This window comes from Lentibacillus sp. (assembly GCF_035301925.1).
In the GTDB taxonomy this organism is placed as follows: Bacteria; Bacillota; Bacilli; order Bacillales; family Amphibacillaceae; genus Lentibacillus.
Window position 1 is genome coordinate 1 of record NZ_DATGTI010000076.1, and the last position, 15,936, is coordinate 15,936.

Annotated in this window: 16 protein-coding genes and 1 other annotated feature; all 16 genes read right to left on the minus strand. The window is 41.8% G+C overall.

The features are described 5' to 3' along the window. Positions 1 to 441 precede the first annotated feature (441 nt). Positions 442 to 1,344, minus strand: a complete 903-nt coding sequence (locus VK080_RS06615; protein ID WP_324223983.1) for an RluA family pseudouridine synthase — start codon at positions 1,342 to 1,344, stop codon at positions 442 to 444. Further along, on the minus strand, positions 1,319 to 1,807 hold the full coding sequence (gene lspA / locus VK080_RS06620) for a signal peptidase II (RefSeq protein WP_324223984.1): 489 nt from the start codon (positions 1,805 to 1,807) through the stop codon (positions 1,319 to 1,321). The genes VK080_RS06615 and lspA overlap by 26 nt, the downstream gene beginning before the upstream one ends. A 121-nt stretch (positions 1,808 to 1,928) precedes the next feature. Next, positions 1,929 to 4,685 carry an isoleucine--tRNA ligase gene (gene ileS / locus VK080_RS06625; RefSeq protein ID WP_324223985.1) on the minus strand — a complete coding sequence of 919 codons (2,757 nt, stop codon included), beginning with the start codon at positions 4,683 to 4,685 and terminating at the stop codon, positions 1,929 to 1,931. A 69-nt stretch (positions 4,686 to 4,754) separates the two neighbouring features. Then, positions 4,755 to 4,985, minus strand: a binding site (T-box leader). Positions 4,986 to 5,031: 46 nt separating this feature from the next. Next, positions 5,032 to 5,547 carry a DivIVA domain-containing protein gene (locus tag VK080_RS06630; RefSeq protein ID WP_324223986.1) on the minus strand — a complete coding sequence of 172 codons (516 nt, stop codon included), beginning with the start codon at positions 5,545 to 5,547 and terminating at the stop codon, positions 5,032 to 5,034. A 110-nt stretch (positions 5,548 to 5,657) separates the two neighbouring features. Continuing rightward, a complete protein-coding gene (locus VK080_RS06635; RefSeq protein ID WP_324223987.1) occupies positions 5,658 to 6,434 on the minus strand; it encodes an RNA-binding protein in 777 nt (258 codons plus the stop codon). Positions 6,435 to 6,448: 14 nt separating this feature from the next. After that, complete coding sequence (locus VK080_RS06640) at positions 6,449 to 6,712, minus strand: YggT family protein (protein ID WP_324223988.1); 264 nt, start codon at positions 6,710 to 6,712, stop codon at positions 6,449 to 6,451. Between the two features lie 5 nt (positions 6,713 to 6,717). Continuing rightward, positions 6,718 to 7,149, minus strand: coding sequence for a cell division protein SepF (locus VK080_RS06645; RefSeq protein ID WP_324223989.1), 432 nt, complete (start codon positions 7,147 to 7,149; stop codon positions 6,718 to 6,720). Positions 7,150 to 7,164: 15 nt separating this feature from the next. Then, positions 7,165 to 7,836, minus strand: coding sequence for a YggS family pyridoxal phosphate-dependent enzyme (locus VK080_RS06650; protein WP_324223990.1), 672 nt, complete (start codon positions 7,834 to 7,836; stop codon positions 7,165 to 7,167). A 24-nt stretch (positions 7,837 to 7,860) separates the two neighbouring features. Continuing rightward, positions 7,861 to 8,670 carry a peptidoglycan editing factor PgeF gene (gene pgeF / locus VK080_RS06655; RefSeq protein WP_324223991.1) on the minus strand — a complete coding sequence of 270 codons (810 nt, stop codon included), beginning with the start codon at positions 8,668 to 8,670 and terminating at the stop codon, positions 7,861 to 7,863. A 56-nt stretch (positions 8,671 to 8,726) separates the two neighbouring features. Further along, positions 8,727 to 9,026: a YlmC/YmxH family sporulation protein gene (locus tag VK080_RS06660; protein WP_414672224.1), complete on the minus strand. Its 300-nt coding sequence runs from the start codon at positions 9,024 to 9,026 to the stop codon at positions 8,727 to 8,729. Between the two features lie 184 nt (positions 9,027 to 9,210). Further along, entirely contained in the window at positions 9,211 to 9,990 is a 780-nt protein-coding gene (gene sigG, locus VK080_RS06665) for an RNA polymerase sporulation sigma factor SigG (RefSeq protein ID WP_324223992.1), read from the minus strand. Positions 9,991 to 10,111: 121 nt separating this feature from the next. Next, positions 10,112 to 10,831 (minus strand): RNA polymerase sporulation sigma factor SigE, encoded by a 720-nt coding sequence (gene sigE / locus VK080_RS06670; RefSeq protein WP_324223993.1) that lies wholly within the window; start codon positions 10,829 to 10,831, stop codon positions 10,112 to 10,114. A 75-nt stretch (positions 10,832 to 10,906) separates the two neighbouring features. After that, on the minus strand, positions 10,907 to 11,827 hold the full coding sequence (gene spoIIGA, locus VK080_RS06675) for a sigma-E processing peptidase SpoIIGA (protein ID WP_324223994.1): 921 nt from the start codon (positions 11,825 to 11,827) through the stop codon (positions 10,907 to 10,909). A 487-nt stretch (positions 11,828 to 12,314) separates the two neighbouring features. Further along, positions 12,315 to 13,454 carry a cell division protein FtsZ gene (gene ftsZ / locus VK080_RS06680; RefSeq protein WP_324223995.1) on the minus strand — a complete coding sequence of 380 codons (1,140 nt, stop codon included), beginning with the start codon at positions 13,452 to 13,454 and terminating at the stop codon, positions 12,315 to 12,317. A gap of 105 nt (positions 13,455 to 13,559) precedes the next feature. After that, positions 13,560 to 14,840 carry a cell division protein FtsA gene (gene ftsA, locus VK080_RS06685; RefSeq protein WP_324223996.1) on the minus strand — a complete coding sequence of 427 codons (1,281 nt, stop codon included), beginning with the start codon at positions 14,838 to 14,840 and terminating at the stop codon, positions 13,560 to 13,562. A 193-nt stretch (positions 14,841 to 15,033) separates the two neighbouring features. Beyond that, on the minus strand, positions 15,034 to 15,834 hold the full coding sequence (locus VK080_RS06690; protein ID WP_324223997.1) for a cell division protein FtsQ/DivIB: 801 nt from the start codon (positions 15,832 to 15,834) through the stop codon (positions 15,034 to 15,036). Positions 15,835 to 15,936: the final 102 nt, after the last annotated feature.

Genomic DNA, 15,936 nt, shown 5'->3' on the forward strand with positions numbered 1-15,936 from the left:
CAAAGAAATTAAAAAAATTTTAGGAGAGACTAAAATAAGCTGATTTACACTACAAGTTTGTGACATAAGAAAACAGCCTGAAACCCAAGCTATATACGGGTTCAAGGCTGTTTTTTCTTCCTTTTAACTGCAAAAGTCAAGATATTTATTTGAGATAATTATGACAAAGTTCCCATCACCTGTCAATGCTTTTTCAGCACATTCTGTAAAAATTCTTTATGCCTATCCTTCCCTATGCAAAACATGGTAAAATAAAAAGAACAGTTAAAGAAAATGGGATGATAATATATTTTTAAGAATTAACTGTCTCTGTTTCTTCCTTCAATCACTGAAGACATGAAAATAGTCAAAAAAAGTGGGATCAGTTTCCGCTTTTCTTCATTTTCAAATGTGCTTCAAAGTACTAATCTTTTAGCCTGCTTAAAATGTGAGACATCGCAATTAGCGCTCAAGTTGTGCCAGCAGTTCCTGAAAATAGGACGGCGCTTCAACTTCAAACTGCAGCTGTTCATTCGTTGTCGGATGAATAAAAGACAATGATTTCGCGTGCAGTGCCTGTCCTCCAACATCCAGCGTTTTCCGTTGTCCATATTTCGGATCACCGACAATCGGAAAGCCGATATATTTCATATGAACACGGATTTGATGCGTACGGCCTGTTTCAAGCTCACATTCCACATGGGTGAAACCCCTGTAACGATTTAGGACACGAAAATGCGTAACAGCATGCCTTCCGTTATTGACAACACCCATCTTTTTCCGGTCGTTTGGATCTCTTCCGATTGGGGCATCAATCAAGCCTGTTTCATGCTGAATCAAACCATGGACAATGGCTTCATACCGCCGATCAATATCTTTTGTACGCAGCTGTTCAGCAAGACTGATATGCGTCTGATCATTTTTGGCGACAATCAATAAACCGCTCGTATCTTTATCAATGCGGTGGACAATGCCCGGCCGCTCCTCGCTGTTCACATGTGACAAACTTTCACAATGGTGGAGCAGTGCATTCACAAGGGTACCATGCTGATGGCCTGCTGACGGGTGGACAACCATTCCCTTTGGCTTATTGACAACCAAAAGATCGGAATCCTCATATACCACTGACAATGGGATATTTTCCGGTTCAATCGTTAACGTTTCCGGTTCGGGCACTGTCCATTCGACAACATCACCGGTATGACATTTGTAATTGGCTTTTACCCGTTGTCCGTTGACATGGACATGACCATCTGCTATCCACGCTTGAATCTCTGAACGTGATGCATCAGTCATCATGCCGGAGATCAATTTATCAATACGTGTATTCGCTTCAGTTTCAGTTACGCTGTGCTGTTGTGTCATTTTGCCGCTTTTCCTTTCGTTCATCAATGATGGTCATAATGATTACGATAATCACGCCCACTACCAGAGCTGAATCCGCTATATTAAATATCGGATAGTCATACCTGAATATCATGAAGTCAAAAAAGTCTATCACTTCTTTCCGGAACAGACGGTCAATGAAATTCCCTATTGCACCGCCGAGAATCAAACTGAGAGCAATTGCCAGCATTTTACGCTCTCTGGCATATTTTTGCATGAAATATATTAAGCCTACTACAACAATGGCTGTGACGACGTAAAAAAAGCCCATCTGCCCCTGGAGAATTCCCCATGCTGCCCCACTATTACGGTGTGACGTTAAATAGAAAAAATTCTCGATAACCGTTATTTGTTCACCAAGTTCCATTGTTTTGACGACCACCCACTTGGTCAGCTGATCGACCGCAATCACGAATATTGCCAATATGTAATACAAAAACATTTCAGTTCCTCCATTTGTCTTATCCCTTTACATTTTAAAGGTTCCTTCAGCATTTTACCATAAATAAGAGAAAAGCGCCTTCTCCCTTGAATGACTTCAAAAGGAATAGGCGCCTTTTGCTTTATGCGCTATAATGCACTTTTACGATATCGGCACACCGTGAACATAAATCCGGATGCGCTTTATCGTCGCCAACGGTTTCAGAAACCGTCCAGCACCGTGCACATGTTTCACCGGGATGTTTTTCCACTAGAACATCGACATACCGGTATTCATTGGCATCAGATGCTTCATTTGTTATATCAGCCTCAGATACGATGAACAGCTGATGGACGTTGGAAATGCCGTTTAAAACTTCTGCTGTCTGATCATCTTTAGGAACAACAGTTAATTTGGCCTCCAGTGATTTGCCAATAATTTTTTCTTCCCTTGCTTCTTCTAATGCTTTCAGGACATCATCACGGACATTCATGAAATGATCCCATTTTTCATACAAGGTATCAAATCCGGTGATCTCTCTTGGTTCCGGAATATCGGTCAGCTGCACACTTTCTTCGCGGACACCGGGGATGTATTCCCACATCTCATCTGTCGTATGCGGGATAATTGGCGTTAAGAGTTTTACCAATGTCGTCACAATTTCATAGTAAGCTGTCTGGATACTTCTGCGGCGGTGGCTATCCGCTGCCTCAATATACAATATATCTTTGGCATAATCGAGATAGAATGAACTCAAATCAACTGCACAGAAGTTATGAATTTGCGAATAGATTGGTGAATACTCATAAATATCATAGCTGTCCCGGACGTTCTTCAATAATTTCTGCAGCCGGTGCAGCATATAACGGTCAGCTTCTTCCATATCCGCCTCAGGAACGGTGTCTTTTGCCGGATCAAAATCAGCCAAATTGCCAAGCATAAACCGAACCGTGTTGCGGATTTTACGATAAGCTTCGGAAATTTGTTTCAAAATCTCCTGGGAAATCCGCACATCTGCCTGATAATCAACCGACGATACCCATAGACGCAGAATATCAATTCCAAGTTGTTTTTGAATTTTTAACGGATCCATAACATTGCCGAGTGATTTACTCATTTTACGGCCATTGCCATCCAATGTGAACCCGTGGCTGACAATCGCTTCAAATGGTGCCTTGCCGGTAACCGCTACTGCTGTAGAGATGGATGAATTGAACCAGCCGCGGTACTGATCGCTTCCTTCAAGATAAACATCAGCCGGACGCTTATGATCCTCTCTTCCCATTAAGACAGCTTCATGAGACGAACCGGAATCAAACCAGACGTCCATGATATCCGTTTCTTTCGTGAATTTACCATTAGGGCTATGTTCAGACGTAAATCCTTCAGGCAAAAGATCTTTGGCTTCCCGTTCAAACCAGACGTTCGAACCGTATTCAGCAAATAGTTTGGAAACGTGTTCGATGGTTTTGTCATTGATGATCGGTGTACCGTCTTCAGCATAAAAAACAGGTATCGGCACACCCCATGTCCGCTGACGGGAAATACACCAGTCTTCGCGGTCCCGCACCATGTTGTGCAACCGCGTTTCCCCCCATGACGGATACCAGTTGATGCGCTTAATCTCATCCAGGATATCCTGACGAAAATCCTTGATGGAAGCAAACCATTGTGAGGTTGCCCGGAAGATCGTCGGCTTTTTCGTACGCCAGTCATGCGGATACGAATGTGTAATAAATGACAGCTTCAGAAGCGATCCGACCTCTTCCAACTTTTCAGTGATCGCTTTATTAGCTTTGTCATAAAACTGTCCTTCAAAGCCTGGTGCCTCATCTGTGAAATACCCCTGTTCATCAACTGGAGAAAGTGGCTCAAGGCCATACACACGTGACATGTAGAAATCATCTTCCCCGTGTCCCGGTGACGTGTGTACACAGCCGGTTCCCGCATCTGTCGTCACATGCTCACCAAGCATCACAAGCGAGTCACGATCATAAAACGGATGTTTGGCAACAACTTTATTCGCTTCCTCCCCCTTGAATGTTTTGATGACTTCCGGGTTTTCCCATTCCAGCTCTTCGGTAATTGTTTCCAGTAGTTCATGAGCAATCACATATTTCTCACCATTGACAGCCACAACCGCATATTCCAATTCGGGATGCATGGCAATACCAAGGTTTGCCGGAATCGTCCATGGTGTTGTCGTCCAGATGATGATTTTTTCATCGCCATCAAGTACATCCTTGCCATCTTTAACGTCAAACGCCACATAAATGGAAGGTGAACGCTTATCATAATATTCGATTTCCGCTTCAGCCAGCGCAGATTCAGACGAAGGTGACCAATAAACTGGTTTCAGCCCTCTGTAAATGTATCCTTTTTTGGCCATTTCACCGAATACCCTGATTTGGGCTGCTTCATAGTCCTTTGACAGCGTAATATACGGATTATTCCAATCACCGCGGACACCAAACTTTTTAAACTGTGAACGCTGATTGTCGAGCTGTCCCATCGCATATTCAGCGCATTTTTGCCTGAACTCGGCAATGCTCATTTTTTTGCGGTCTACTTTTTTCTTTTTGGTTAGTGCAGTCTCCACTGGCAGGCCATGAGTATCCCACCCGGGAACATATGGTGCATGGTAGCCGCTCATAGATTTATACCGTGTAATAAAATCCTTCAAAATTTTGTTCAATGCATGCCCGATATGCAAATCACCATTCGCATACGGCGGTCCGTCATGCAGGATGAACAGCGGACGTCCTTTTGTACGTTCAAGATCCTTCTCATAAATTCGATTGTCATCCCATTTTTTTTGCCGTTCAGGTTCTTTATTCGGCAAATTCCCGCGCATCGGGAACTTCGTCTTTGGCATCAATAATGTTTCTTTATAATCCAATCTTTTTCCTCCTTGTCTTTAAAAGTTGAGCATTCATAAAGCCGAAACCAAAAAAGCCTTCCCATCCCCAAAAGGGACGAGAAGACTCGCGGTACCACCCTTATAAATTTAAAAATCGTCCTTCGATCCATTTTAAATTCACTCGAGATTCGTAACGTGAATGAACCGTCCATTCCTACTTACGTGTTCAGAATGGATACTCGGGAGTGATGTTCAGAATGTTACACTGCATCAGGCTTCCACCAGTTCCTGACTCGCTGGACAGCGACACACTCATACTGTCTCCGTCATCGTATAGATATTTATATAAAAAGATTATATGTAAAATACGAAAAGACGTCAAGGCCTATGCCTTTGTTTCCGCGTAGTCGGGCAAGTCTTCCGCTTCCCCGTCATCCTCCTCATCAAATAAATCGTCCCAGTCACCGGCATCAATGACATCAAGCTGGGCTTCCACAAGCATTTTCAAGCGTGTGCGGAACACTTTTGCCTGTTTCTTCAACTCTTCAATATCCATCTCAATTCTGCGGGATTTGTTCAAAGCTTCATTCACAATCCTGTCTGCATTTTTCTCGGCTTCCTTAATGATTAATTTGGATTCTTTCTGCGCATTTCCTTTCAATTCTTCGGCCGTTTCCTGTGCAATCAGAATTGAGTTATTCAATGTACTTTCAATATCAGTAAAATGCCCCAGCTTTTCATTTAACTGGTCAACTTTTTCCTGCAAATCTTTTTTCTCACGGATGGTCATTTCATAATCTTTGATAACCTGGTCCAAAAATTCATTAACCTCATCCTCATCATACCCGCGAAAACTTCTTGTAAATTCCTTATTGTGAATATCCAGCGGTGTTAATGACACACAGGCCACCTCCTCAAGTGGTTTTATCTGATTTAACTTTAAAAATGATATAAGTCCATATTATATATTATTTTGACAAAAAAACCACAAATCCTGCAAATTTATTTATATTATTTTAATCGGGCTGTTGTGATGCTGATGTTATCCTTTTTTGTCCGGCCGTTGATTCCAATCAGTTTACTTCTTCCTTTTCCTCTCACGGAGAGCATGTCACCGGCTTCCAGAATCAATTTGCGGTCGTCCGTCACTTTATAGTTTACTTTAACCAGGCCCTTTGTGATCATGTCAGCTGCATCTTTTCGGGATAAATTGTATATAGCTTTGATAACGGTATCCAGCCGGAGTGAAGATACAACCTGATTTGACTCATCCCAATTCATCTCTTTTTCCACAACAGATGAAAGCGGCTGTTCTTCCAGGCTGATCTTTGCTTTTTTAATGGCGGTCAGATTTGTAAGCACATATGGTGCAACTTCCTCTGCCATGATCATTTGGATCAGCCCATCTTCAGCCATGACATCGCCCAGTTTTTGCCGTTTAATCCCCAAGGACAAAAAAGCACCCATCACATCACGATGGCCGAGAGACACAAACTTGTCATGATAGGACCCTTGCAGTAAAGTAAGCTGAAAAGCGTCTTCCGTAACGTCTTCGTACATTGGCGCAATAATCACCCGCTGTCTTTCAGCATGTTTGCTGCCGCCAAATTTGCAAACCTTTAAATCTTCCATACTTGTCCTGGCAAGCGTTTCAACAATTTCCTGTTCTCTTGGGTCAAGGAAATCCGTCATTTTCGTTTGATAGTTTTTTTCAACACGATCAATCCATGACAATGCCTGGTCAATAAATGGGTGTTCATTTTTTCTATAATGCTGGTAAATTTCCATGTGTGTCTCCCCCGCTAAAACCAGCTGAACAGAACCGGCAATCCAAACGCTCTGGCAAAGTACAGAACAAAAATGGCTACAATCGGGGAGATGTCAAGCATACCTATCGGTGGTATAATCCGCCGGAATGGTTCAAGATATGGTTCGCAAATTTTGGCCAAAAAGACACCAAATGACGATTCACGCGCCCCCGGAAACCAGGACATGAATATATAGATGATCAAGGCAAAGCTGTAGAGCTCCAATGCCAGATATAATAAACTAAGTAGTGATTGCATGTTGGCTACCATCCTTTACTGTAATCGTCTTCTTCAACAAGTGATTCTGTTATGGAACCCGATACATCGACATTATCCGCTGTACATAGAAATGTCCCGGCACCGAGTTTTTGAATATCGCCGTTTATCGCATACACTGTGCCACTCAAAAAATCGACAATGCGTTTGGCCTGCTGATGATCAAGCCGTTGCAAATTAATGACGACTGCCCGTTTATTGACGACATTATCGGCAATCTCCTGTGCCTCACTATAACTGCGAGGTTCATATAACACGACTTTTGACGTCGGTCCCTGCATGCTTGTTAAACTGACAACATTCCCATTACCGTTCTTTTGGTTGACAGGTTCATAATCATTGATTTCTTCCTGCTGCTCAACATACTCATAGTCGTCTTCCATTGTGAAAAAGGTTTTGATTTTGTTTTTAATACTCATCTTTTCACCCCGTTATTAGGATCCAACCAGATCAGTGCCGATTCGGATATGTGTTGCACCCTCCTCTACAGCAATCTGATAGTCATTGCTCATGCCCATTGATAAGCCATCACATGGAGCATAATCCAACTGTTCAGCTTTTACGTTCTCCCTTAATGAGGCCAATTGCCTGAAAATACCACGAAGCCGGTTTTCATCATCAATATGCGGTGCCATGGTCATCAGTCCTGCCACACGGATGTTTTCAAACTCTTTCAGCTCTTTAATGAACGGAAGCGTCTCATCAGGGGCAAGGCCATGTTTCGTTTCCTCACCGCTCACATTCACCTGGACAAAACAATCAACCGGTTTTGCTGCCCGCTTATTGATTTCCTTGGCAAGCGACATCCGGTCAAGGGAATGAATCGCATCAACTTTACCGACGACTTCTTTGACTTTTCTTGACTGCAATGTTCCGATAAAATGCCATGATGCTCTATCTTGTATGTATTCGTGCTTTTCCAGGAAGCCTTCCAGACGATTTTCGCCAAGATTTTTGATTCCTGCATGAATCGCTTCTTCTGTCCGATCTATTGTAACATATTTCGTAACAGCAATGATGGTTATTTCGTCGGGATTTCGATTACTGTTTTTACAAGCTTGTTCAATATTTTGTCTGATACGGTGCAAATTTTCTGCGACATCCATTATATCCTCCGTCCTCCCCATCCATTATTTTCCGTAACCTATATAGCCGAGCATTCTGCCTGTTTTACCCTGATCACGCCGGTGTGAAAAAAATAAGTCTTCGTCACGGAATGTGCAATAATTTGTTATGTCTATATTATGACGTAAAACGCCCTGTTGTAAAAGGATTTCTGCGTTTAATTCCTTTAAATCAAGCAAAAAACGGTTATTTCCCTTAGGTGTCACTACCTTTTCGAAAAATTCGTCAGGGATATGGTTCACAACGCGTTCATCCACCTCATAGGCATCACGGGATATGCTCGGACCGATTGCCACAAGTAAATCAGCCGGATCTGCACCGGCCGATTGTAATGTTTCAACCATCTTTCGCCCAATTTGATGAACAGTCCCTTTCCACCCGGCATGCGCAATCCCAATATACCCGGTTTTTGGATCAGCGAAATAGACGGGAACACAATCGGCAAAAAATGCGGTGCACAATATACCTTTTTGATTGGTCATAAGCCCGTCAATTTGTTTAAGCGTCGTATCGTATCGTGTTGAACCTTTCCCTTTATCATCATTGGTCACCATATGAACGTTCGTCTGATGTGTCTGTTCTCCAGATACCCAGGATTCCAGTGGAACGTGAACGATTTCCGTCAGTTTCCGTCTATTGGCAATTACATTTTCTGAATGATCCAATACATGTAAGCCGAGGTTCAATGTGTTAAAAGGAGCTGCAGAAATCCCGCCATTCCTCGTAGTGAAACCTGCTTTCATACCAGGAATCAGCTGTTCCCATTTTGTTAAAGCTAAACTCGATTCTGTCACTTGCTGAAATGGTTCGGTCATCCGTTTTCCTCCTAATCAGCATCGTGTGCTAGTTTTATTCTATCATATTTAAGCCATTATTCGAGCAATTTCTGTTCTGTATAAAGGGAAGGAGTTTTCACTTCTTTGACCAATATGACATCCGTACCAATCACCTCAATATAATTCCAGGGAATAATAAGTTCATCAGATTTTCCGAAAAAACCCGACTTTTTCTCTTTTGCCATGATAACCAGCGCTGTAATTCTTCCGTTATCCCCGTCGATTTCCAAATCGGAAATATGACCTAACCGTTTGCCGTCATTCATCACAATAACTTCTTTTATTTGCAGCTCGGATAATGTTACCACATGTCTCACCTGCCTCTTATTAGACATGTATATGCATCCGGGTGGTGATAATATTATGTTTCCACTTTTTATTGCGCATAAATCCAGCCTGTGAAGGTACAGGCTGATGAGCATTCGTTGTATCATCCCCAACAAAAAACGGTGCCAAAAGCACTTGGCACCGTTTTTACATATTGACAATTCAGTTGTTCCTAGTCTTCCCCACATTGTTTTACTCGAACATTTCTTTGTTCATTTGGTCAATGGCTGCTTTTTCAAGACGAGACACCTGGGCCTGAGATATACCGATTTCATCAGCCACTTCCATTTGGGTTTTCCCTTGAAAAAAGCGTTTATTCAAGATGTTTTTTTCACGTTCGTTCAGCTGATACATCCCTTCTTTCAGCGATAGCTTATCAACCCAAAGTGAGTCCTTATCTTTATCATCGCTCAATTGATCCATGACATAGATCGGATCACCGCCATCATTATAAATAGGCTCAAACAGCGACACAGGGTCCTGAATCGCATCCATTGCAAAAACAATGTCGGAATGGTCCACATCCATCTCCTCTGCTATTTCCATTGCTGTCGGTTCTTTGGACGTTCTACTGATTAATTTCTCCCTGACTTGAAGGGCTTTATAAGCAGTATCACGCAAAGACCTTGATACCCTGATAGGATTGTTGTCCCTTAGATATCGTCTGATTTCACCTATGATCATCGGCACAGCATAGGTGGAAAACTTTACATTATGTCCTAAATCAAAATTATCAATCGATTTCATAAGTCCAATACAGCCTACCTGAAATAAATCATCACCATATTCCCCCCGGTTATTAAAGCGCTGAATGACACTCAATACAAGGCGCAAATTGCCGTTCACCAATTCTTCACGTGCTGATAGATCACCATCCTGCATCTTCTTGAATAATTCACGCATTTCATCGTTTTTCAGTACAGGTAATTTTGACGTATCAACGCCACAAATTTCAACTTTATGTTTTGTCATATTCTACCCTCCCAGTTGGAGATGCTGTTCATGAGCAGTATCTCCCCATAGGAGGGTTTTTATGCAATACCAAAAGGTTTATAAATGGCCTCATAATGGCTGTAAATCATGCCGGAGTATGTCAAACCATTTTATTAAATTCTTTTTGCAGCCGTCTTATAATTTTTTTCTCCAGCCTGGAAATATAAGATTGTGAAATACCAAGCATATCCGCAACGTTTTTTTGCGTTTTCGCTTCCTGGCCAACGAGACCAAAGCGAAGTTCCATTATCTGTTTTTCCCTTGGATTCAGCTGTGAAAGTGCGTTTTTAAGTAAATGTTTATCAACACTGGTTTCGATATCTCTTGTTATAATATCTTCATCTGTGCCCAGTACATCTGACAGCAATAATTCGTTACCGTCCCAATCAATATTCAGTGGTTCATCGAAGGAAATTTCAGATTTCAACTTATTATTTCTTCTCAAGTACATTAATATTTCATTTTCGATACATCTTGAAGCGTATGTAGCGAGTTTTATTTTCTTTTCAGGGTTAAAGGTGTTGACTGCTTTAATCAGTCCGATTGTACCAATGCTGATCAGGTCTTCAATATTAATCCCGGTATTTTCAAACTTCCGGGCGATATAGACAACCAGACGCAAGTTTCGTTCAATTAGCATTGCTCTGGCTGACTTATCGCCCTCCGGAAGAAGCTCCAGCAGGCGTTTTTCTTCTTCTTTGGATAAAGGCGGCGGAAGTGCTTCACTGCCGCCTATGTAATAAATTTCATCGGTTTTAAGTCCAAGTTTAAATAGTATTTTATACCACCATAAACGTATACGAAGTCTAATTAGTTTCAAAACAAGTCGCTCCTTTTCGTGATTTTTGATATATATGAATTTTTTACCTGACGTCGTAAATCACCTGAGATCCACTCAAGCTGAAACTGATGAGGCCCTTTTTATAATTTGCGGATGCAGCAGACAACGATAAGATTGATCCTTTGTCAGCTCAGCAAATTGAATCCCCACCAGCACTTTACTTGTTACAATTTCTTTCTCGTCATAAACTATTGTGATATCGTCCGGCTTAACAGCCAGCATAAATGAACGGCTGCCTCCAACACCCTGATATGGCACAATTTGAATTCGCTTTTCCCACTCATGGGGGAGTTCTCCAAAATCAAGGGTGTCATGGACATGCTTCAGCTCCTTCCAATCCGTTTCTGTAAACCATTGTTTTAAAAAATATTCGTCACAGATAATGACCGGTTTTTTTGTCAATGGGTCTGTCAGCTGATTGCCACTGTCAATGTAACCTGTCGTTGAATGACTGATGTTCTGAAACTTAATGATGACCTCACATAGTTGGTCATAACGAATTTTCTCAATAGCGTGCCTGTCCATGCGTGTTTTGGTAAAATACCAGCTTAACGGGAAACCTATCATGACAAACAACCAGCTGACAGGATCGCCATAACCGCTGTTGAATGTAAGAATTCCATTATCAGACAGGCCTACTGGATTCTGGAATAGAAAATGTATCGCGATCAATCCACCCCCTATCGAAAACGTTATAAAATAAAATAAAAGCAATAATTTCATCATCCGATAGATTGAATAAATTTTGAAGCTGCATAAAATAATAACAACTGAATATACCAGCTTACCTGGCAATGTATCCACTGGCGAATCGGGATAATAAATGGTAATCGGAACCAATAATGAAGCTATGAAGGCACCAAAAATAATCCTGCGTTTTCTTGTGCTGTCTTTGGCAAGTACCTGTGTAAGCATTAGCAGCATCATATCCAGAAAGAAATTCAACAGCCAGACAGCATCAAGATAGATCGTCACATTGTTCTTCCTTTCCTGTTTCTTTAACTTCAAATTGATTAAAAAGACAAATTTTAAGGCATTTTCAGTTTCCCGTTCTTTTGATCTTTCTTTTGAAAGCCTGTTACTAGGAAGTATAGTAGGATTGAAGAGAAAAGTCTGTCACTTCATGAAAACCGAATGGGGCTAATTTTAACGACTTGTCGGCTAATTTGTCACAATGTCAGGGAACATAAGAAAATCAGCTTTTCTAACAGAATCAAGCCCAAAATAAAAAAGAGCAACCAGATTAAATCTGACTGCTCGTTTCATATTTTCCCCGCATGTAATAGTCAGTAACCCGCCAAAAAACGGCGGGTTACTGACCAAAACCCGATACGGTTCGGGCTGCAGGATACAGGTCACAAAGGCATTGCAACACATCGCCCGAGTTTTTAGACTTTGTACCTCTTCTTCAGTGGAAAAAGAAAAAACATCCCTCTGAATGAAGTTTCACTTTAGTATTCACTTAACGGTTACGGTTGCGGTTCCGTAAAAAGGTCGGAATATCCAATTCATCCTCCTGTATATTCGGCCGGTTCTGTTTATTTTGTCCTTGCTCGCGCTGAGGCTGAGAATCTTCCACCGGCCTGGTCGCTGCATGCTGGTTATGATTGATTACCGGGCGCTGACGCGGCTGTTTATCCTCTTTTTGACTTTCATCAAATCCGGTTGCAATCACCGTTACAATAATTTCGTCTTTTAAGTTTTCGTTAATGACCGAACCGAAGATAACATTCACTTCATTATCCGCAGCTGAGGTGACCAAATCTGCTGACTCCTGAACTTCATAAAGACTTAAGTTGGCACCTCCGGTAATGTTCATCAGTATGCCATGAGCGCCATCAATGGACGTTTCAAGGAGTGGTGAAGAAATAGCTTTTTTGGCTGCTTCTGCTGCGCGATTTTCACCAGTGGCAATACCGATTCCCATTAAGGCGGATCCTTTATCAAACATAATTGTTTTCACATCCGCAAAGTCCACGTTGATTAAACCGGGCTTGGCAATCAGGTCCGAGATACCCTGTACACCTTGACGCAATACATTGTCAGCTTCACGGAAAGCCTCCAGCATTGGTGTATTCTTATCGACAATTTCCAGAAGACGGTCGTTAGGTATAACAATCAATGTGTCCACACTTGTTTTTAATGAATCAATCCCCGATACTGCCTGGGTCGATCTTTTTTTGCCTTCAAATGTGAAAGGACGTGTCACAACACCTACCGTCAGTGCACCAAGTTCTTTGGCAATCTGCGCAATAACAGGTGCAGCACCCGTACCTGTACCGCCGCCCATGCCAGCTGTCACAAAAACCATATCGGCACCCTGCAGTGCCTCTTCCAATTGTTCTTTATTCTCTTCAGCGGCTTTCCTGCCAACTTCCGGGTTTGCACCGGCACCTAATCCACGTGTTAATTTACCGCCGATTTGCAGTTTCGTTTCTGCTTTTGATAGATTCAAAGCTTGTGCATCTGTGTTGACAGCAATGAACTCAACACCTTCAACGCCATGTTCAATCATACGATTGACAGCATTGCTGCCGCCACCGCCCACGCCAATTACTTTTATTGTTGCCAGCTGGTCCATATTCGTTTCAAACTCTAACATACATCCGTTCCTCCTAATATGCAGAATTACAACGCATCAATACGATCCTCTTGTGGTCGGTTATACCCGAAAACACATCAATAATCTGTAAAACACGCCATTTGACTAATCAAAGAAATATTTAAATAAATTTGCAATTCCGGATTCTTTTTTCTTTTTCTTAGCCGGTGCATCCGAGTCTCCCGATTTCTTGGTACGTTTAGGTTTCACTTCACCCGGATTGGCTGCTACTGAGGGTAAAAGTTCTTTTCCCTGTATTTTCGCATTACGATAGGCAAATTGCAAGATACCGACACCAGCAGTAAACTGTGGCTCTCTGACACCTATGTAATCAGGAATGGCGACACGGACATTCGACTGGAATAAGTCCTGCGCAAGTTCCATAACGCCCGGCATTTTCATTGTACCGCCTGTCAAAACATATCCGCCGGGTAATTGCTGATAGCCCATCCGTCGGACTTCACGCTCTGCATATGCATAGATTTCTTCGAGTCTTGCTTCAATCATGTCAGCTATTTGCAGTTGATTATATGTTTCTCTATGGTTACTGCCGATGATTGATACGTCAAACGTTTCATCTTCCTGAGCATCATTATAGAAAGCATGACCATAATTCAGCTTAATATCTTCTGCTTCTTCAGTTGAAGTCCTTACGCCAATGGACAAGTCCTTCGTGATGTTGTCACCACCCAATGGAATGGTACTCGTCCCGGCCAAATGATCATTTTCAAAAACAGAAACGGTTGTGGAACCTCCTCCAACATCGATTAATGTCACACCAAGGTTTTTCTCATCATCGGATAATGCAACGGTTCCGGCCGCCAGAGACTGCAAACAAATATCCGAAATTTGGAGACCCGCAAGTTCCACACACTTCAGCATGTTATGCAAAACAGTTTTAGTACACGTAATAATGGTTCCTTCCATTTCCAGTCTTACACCTATCATACCACGAGGGTCAGTTATCTCATCAAGCCCATCAACAATAAACTGTTTTGGTATGACATCAATGATTTCACGTTCCGGTGGAATGGAAACGACTTGTGCACCATCGATCACCCGTTTAACATCTTCATCACCAATTTCCCGGTTGTTACTCTGAACTGCCACAACGCCATGACAGGCCTGCAATTGTATATGATTCCCGTTAACACCCACCACGACACTGTCAATTTGCATGCCAACCATTCTTTCCGCCTGCTCCACTGCATTTCGTATCGACTGAACAGTCTGGTCAATATCAACTATTGCACCTTTTTTCATACCATTCGATTTTGCAGTACCGACCCCTATTATATTCAGAGAGTCGTATAATACTTCTCCAATAATCACTTTAATCTTTGATGTACCTATATCAAGACTTACTAGTATTTCGCTGTTGTTCAAGGAAAGGCACCTCCGATAAGAAGCATCTGATATATAACGTTTGCTATGATCAGATGGTTTTTCTATTCTATAAAGAAAAAGCTACAATCTACTATTTTAAAAGAATCAGCACAAAAATAAAATATTTATTAATTAATTCGATAAAAAAACAATGAAATCCTTTTCTTTTCATCATTTTTGTTTAAAAATTTGCTCACTGTTGATTTTCATTGCTGGATTCCTCTTCGCCGGTATCTCCTTCTTCTTCGCCGGTGAATTCCTCAAAATAGGCGCCGGCCCCGATATGTATGATTCCCTTACTTTCCGGATCCAGCTGTGAAACGATTGACGGATAAATCCCCATGTTTTCAGAAAAATTTCGGATCGTCCCGTCAACCATGTAACCATCATTCATATACAGCACAATTTTACGCTCATTCTCATCACTCGGCTTCCAATGAATTTCTGATATCAGTTCCAAAATGCTTGTCGGCAGATTTTTCAGTTCTTGTGTCATTTGGTTTAAATAATCTTTATCGGAAAAACCAATAAGTAATGGCGCGTCACCGCTGACGTTTTGCTGTTCCATATCTTTAAGAACATTGCCATTTCCCAAAACGGGATAGTAACGTTCATTTTGCATGACATAGCCCACATGATTGAATTCGGTAACATCAATATTTATCGTCCACGGAAGCTTCCGATTCACTTCAGCCTGCTGAATGACCGGATTTTCACTGATAGCCCGACTTGCTTCCGTTGCATCAACTGTCCATATATTCTTATCTTTGGCAATGCCGCTTTGCTCAATCACCTTGTCATCCGGTACGAATGAATTACCGGAAACCACAATTGTTTTCACATGACTTAACGGTGATTGAAGATAAACGATTATGGCGATTAAACAGAAAAATATAGAAAGGTAAAAGATGAGGCGGCGATTAGCCTTCTTTTTACGTTCTTGTTTTAACGTCGGTATACGGTCTTCAATTGAAACGACATTCTTTTTCCCCATTTCTATTTCTTCCTTTATCTCATTGTAAAGTGCTTAGAAATACGCGGTATTAGCCTCGTCTCCCGGAATTCAGTGGTCAGTATCAGAAGTGAGAATCGAAGA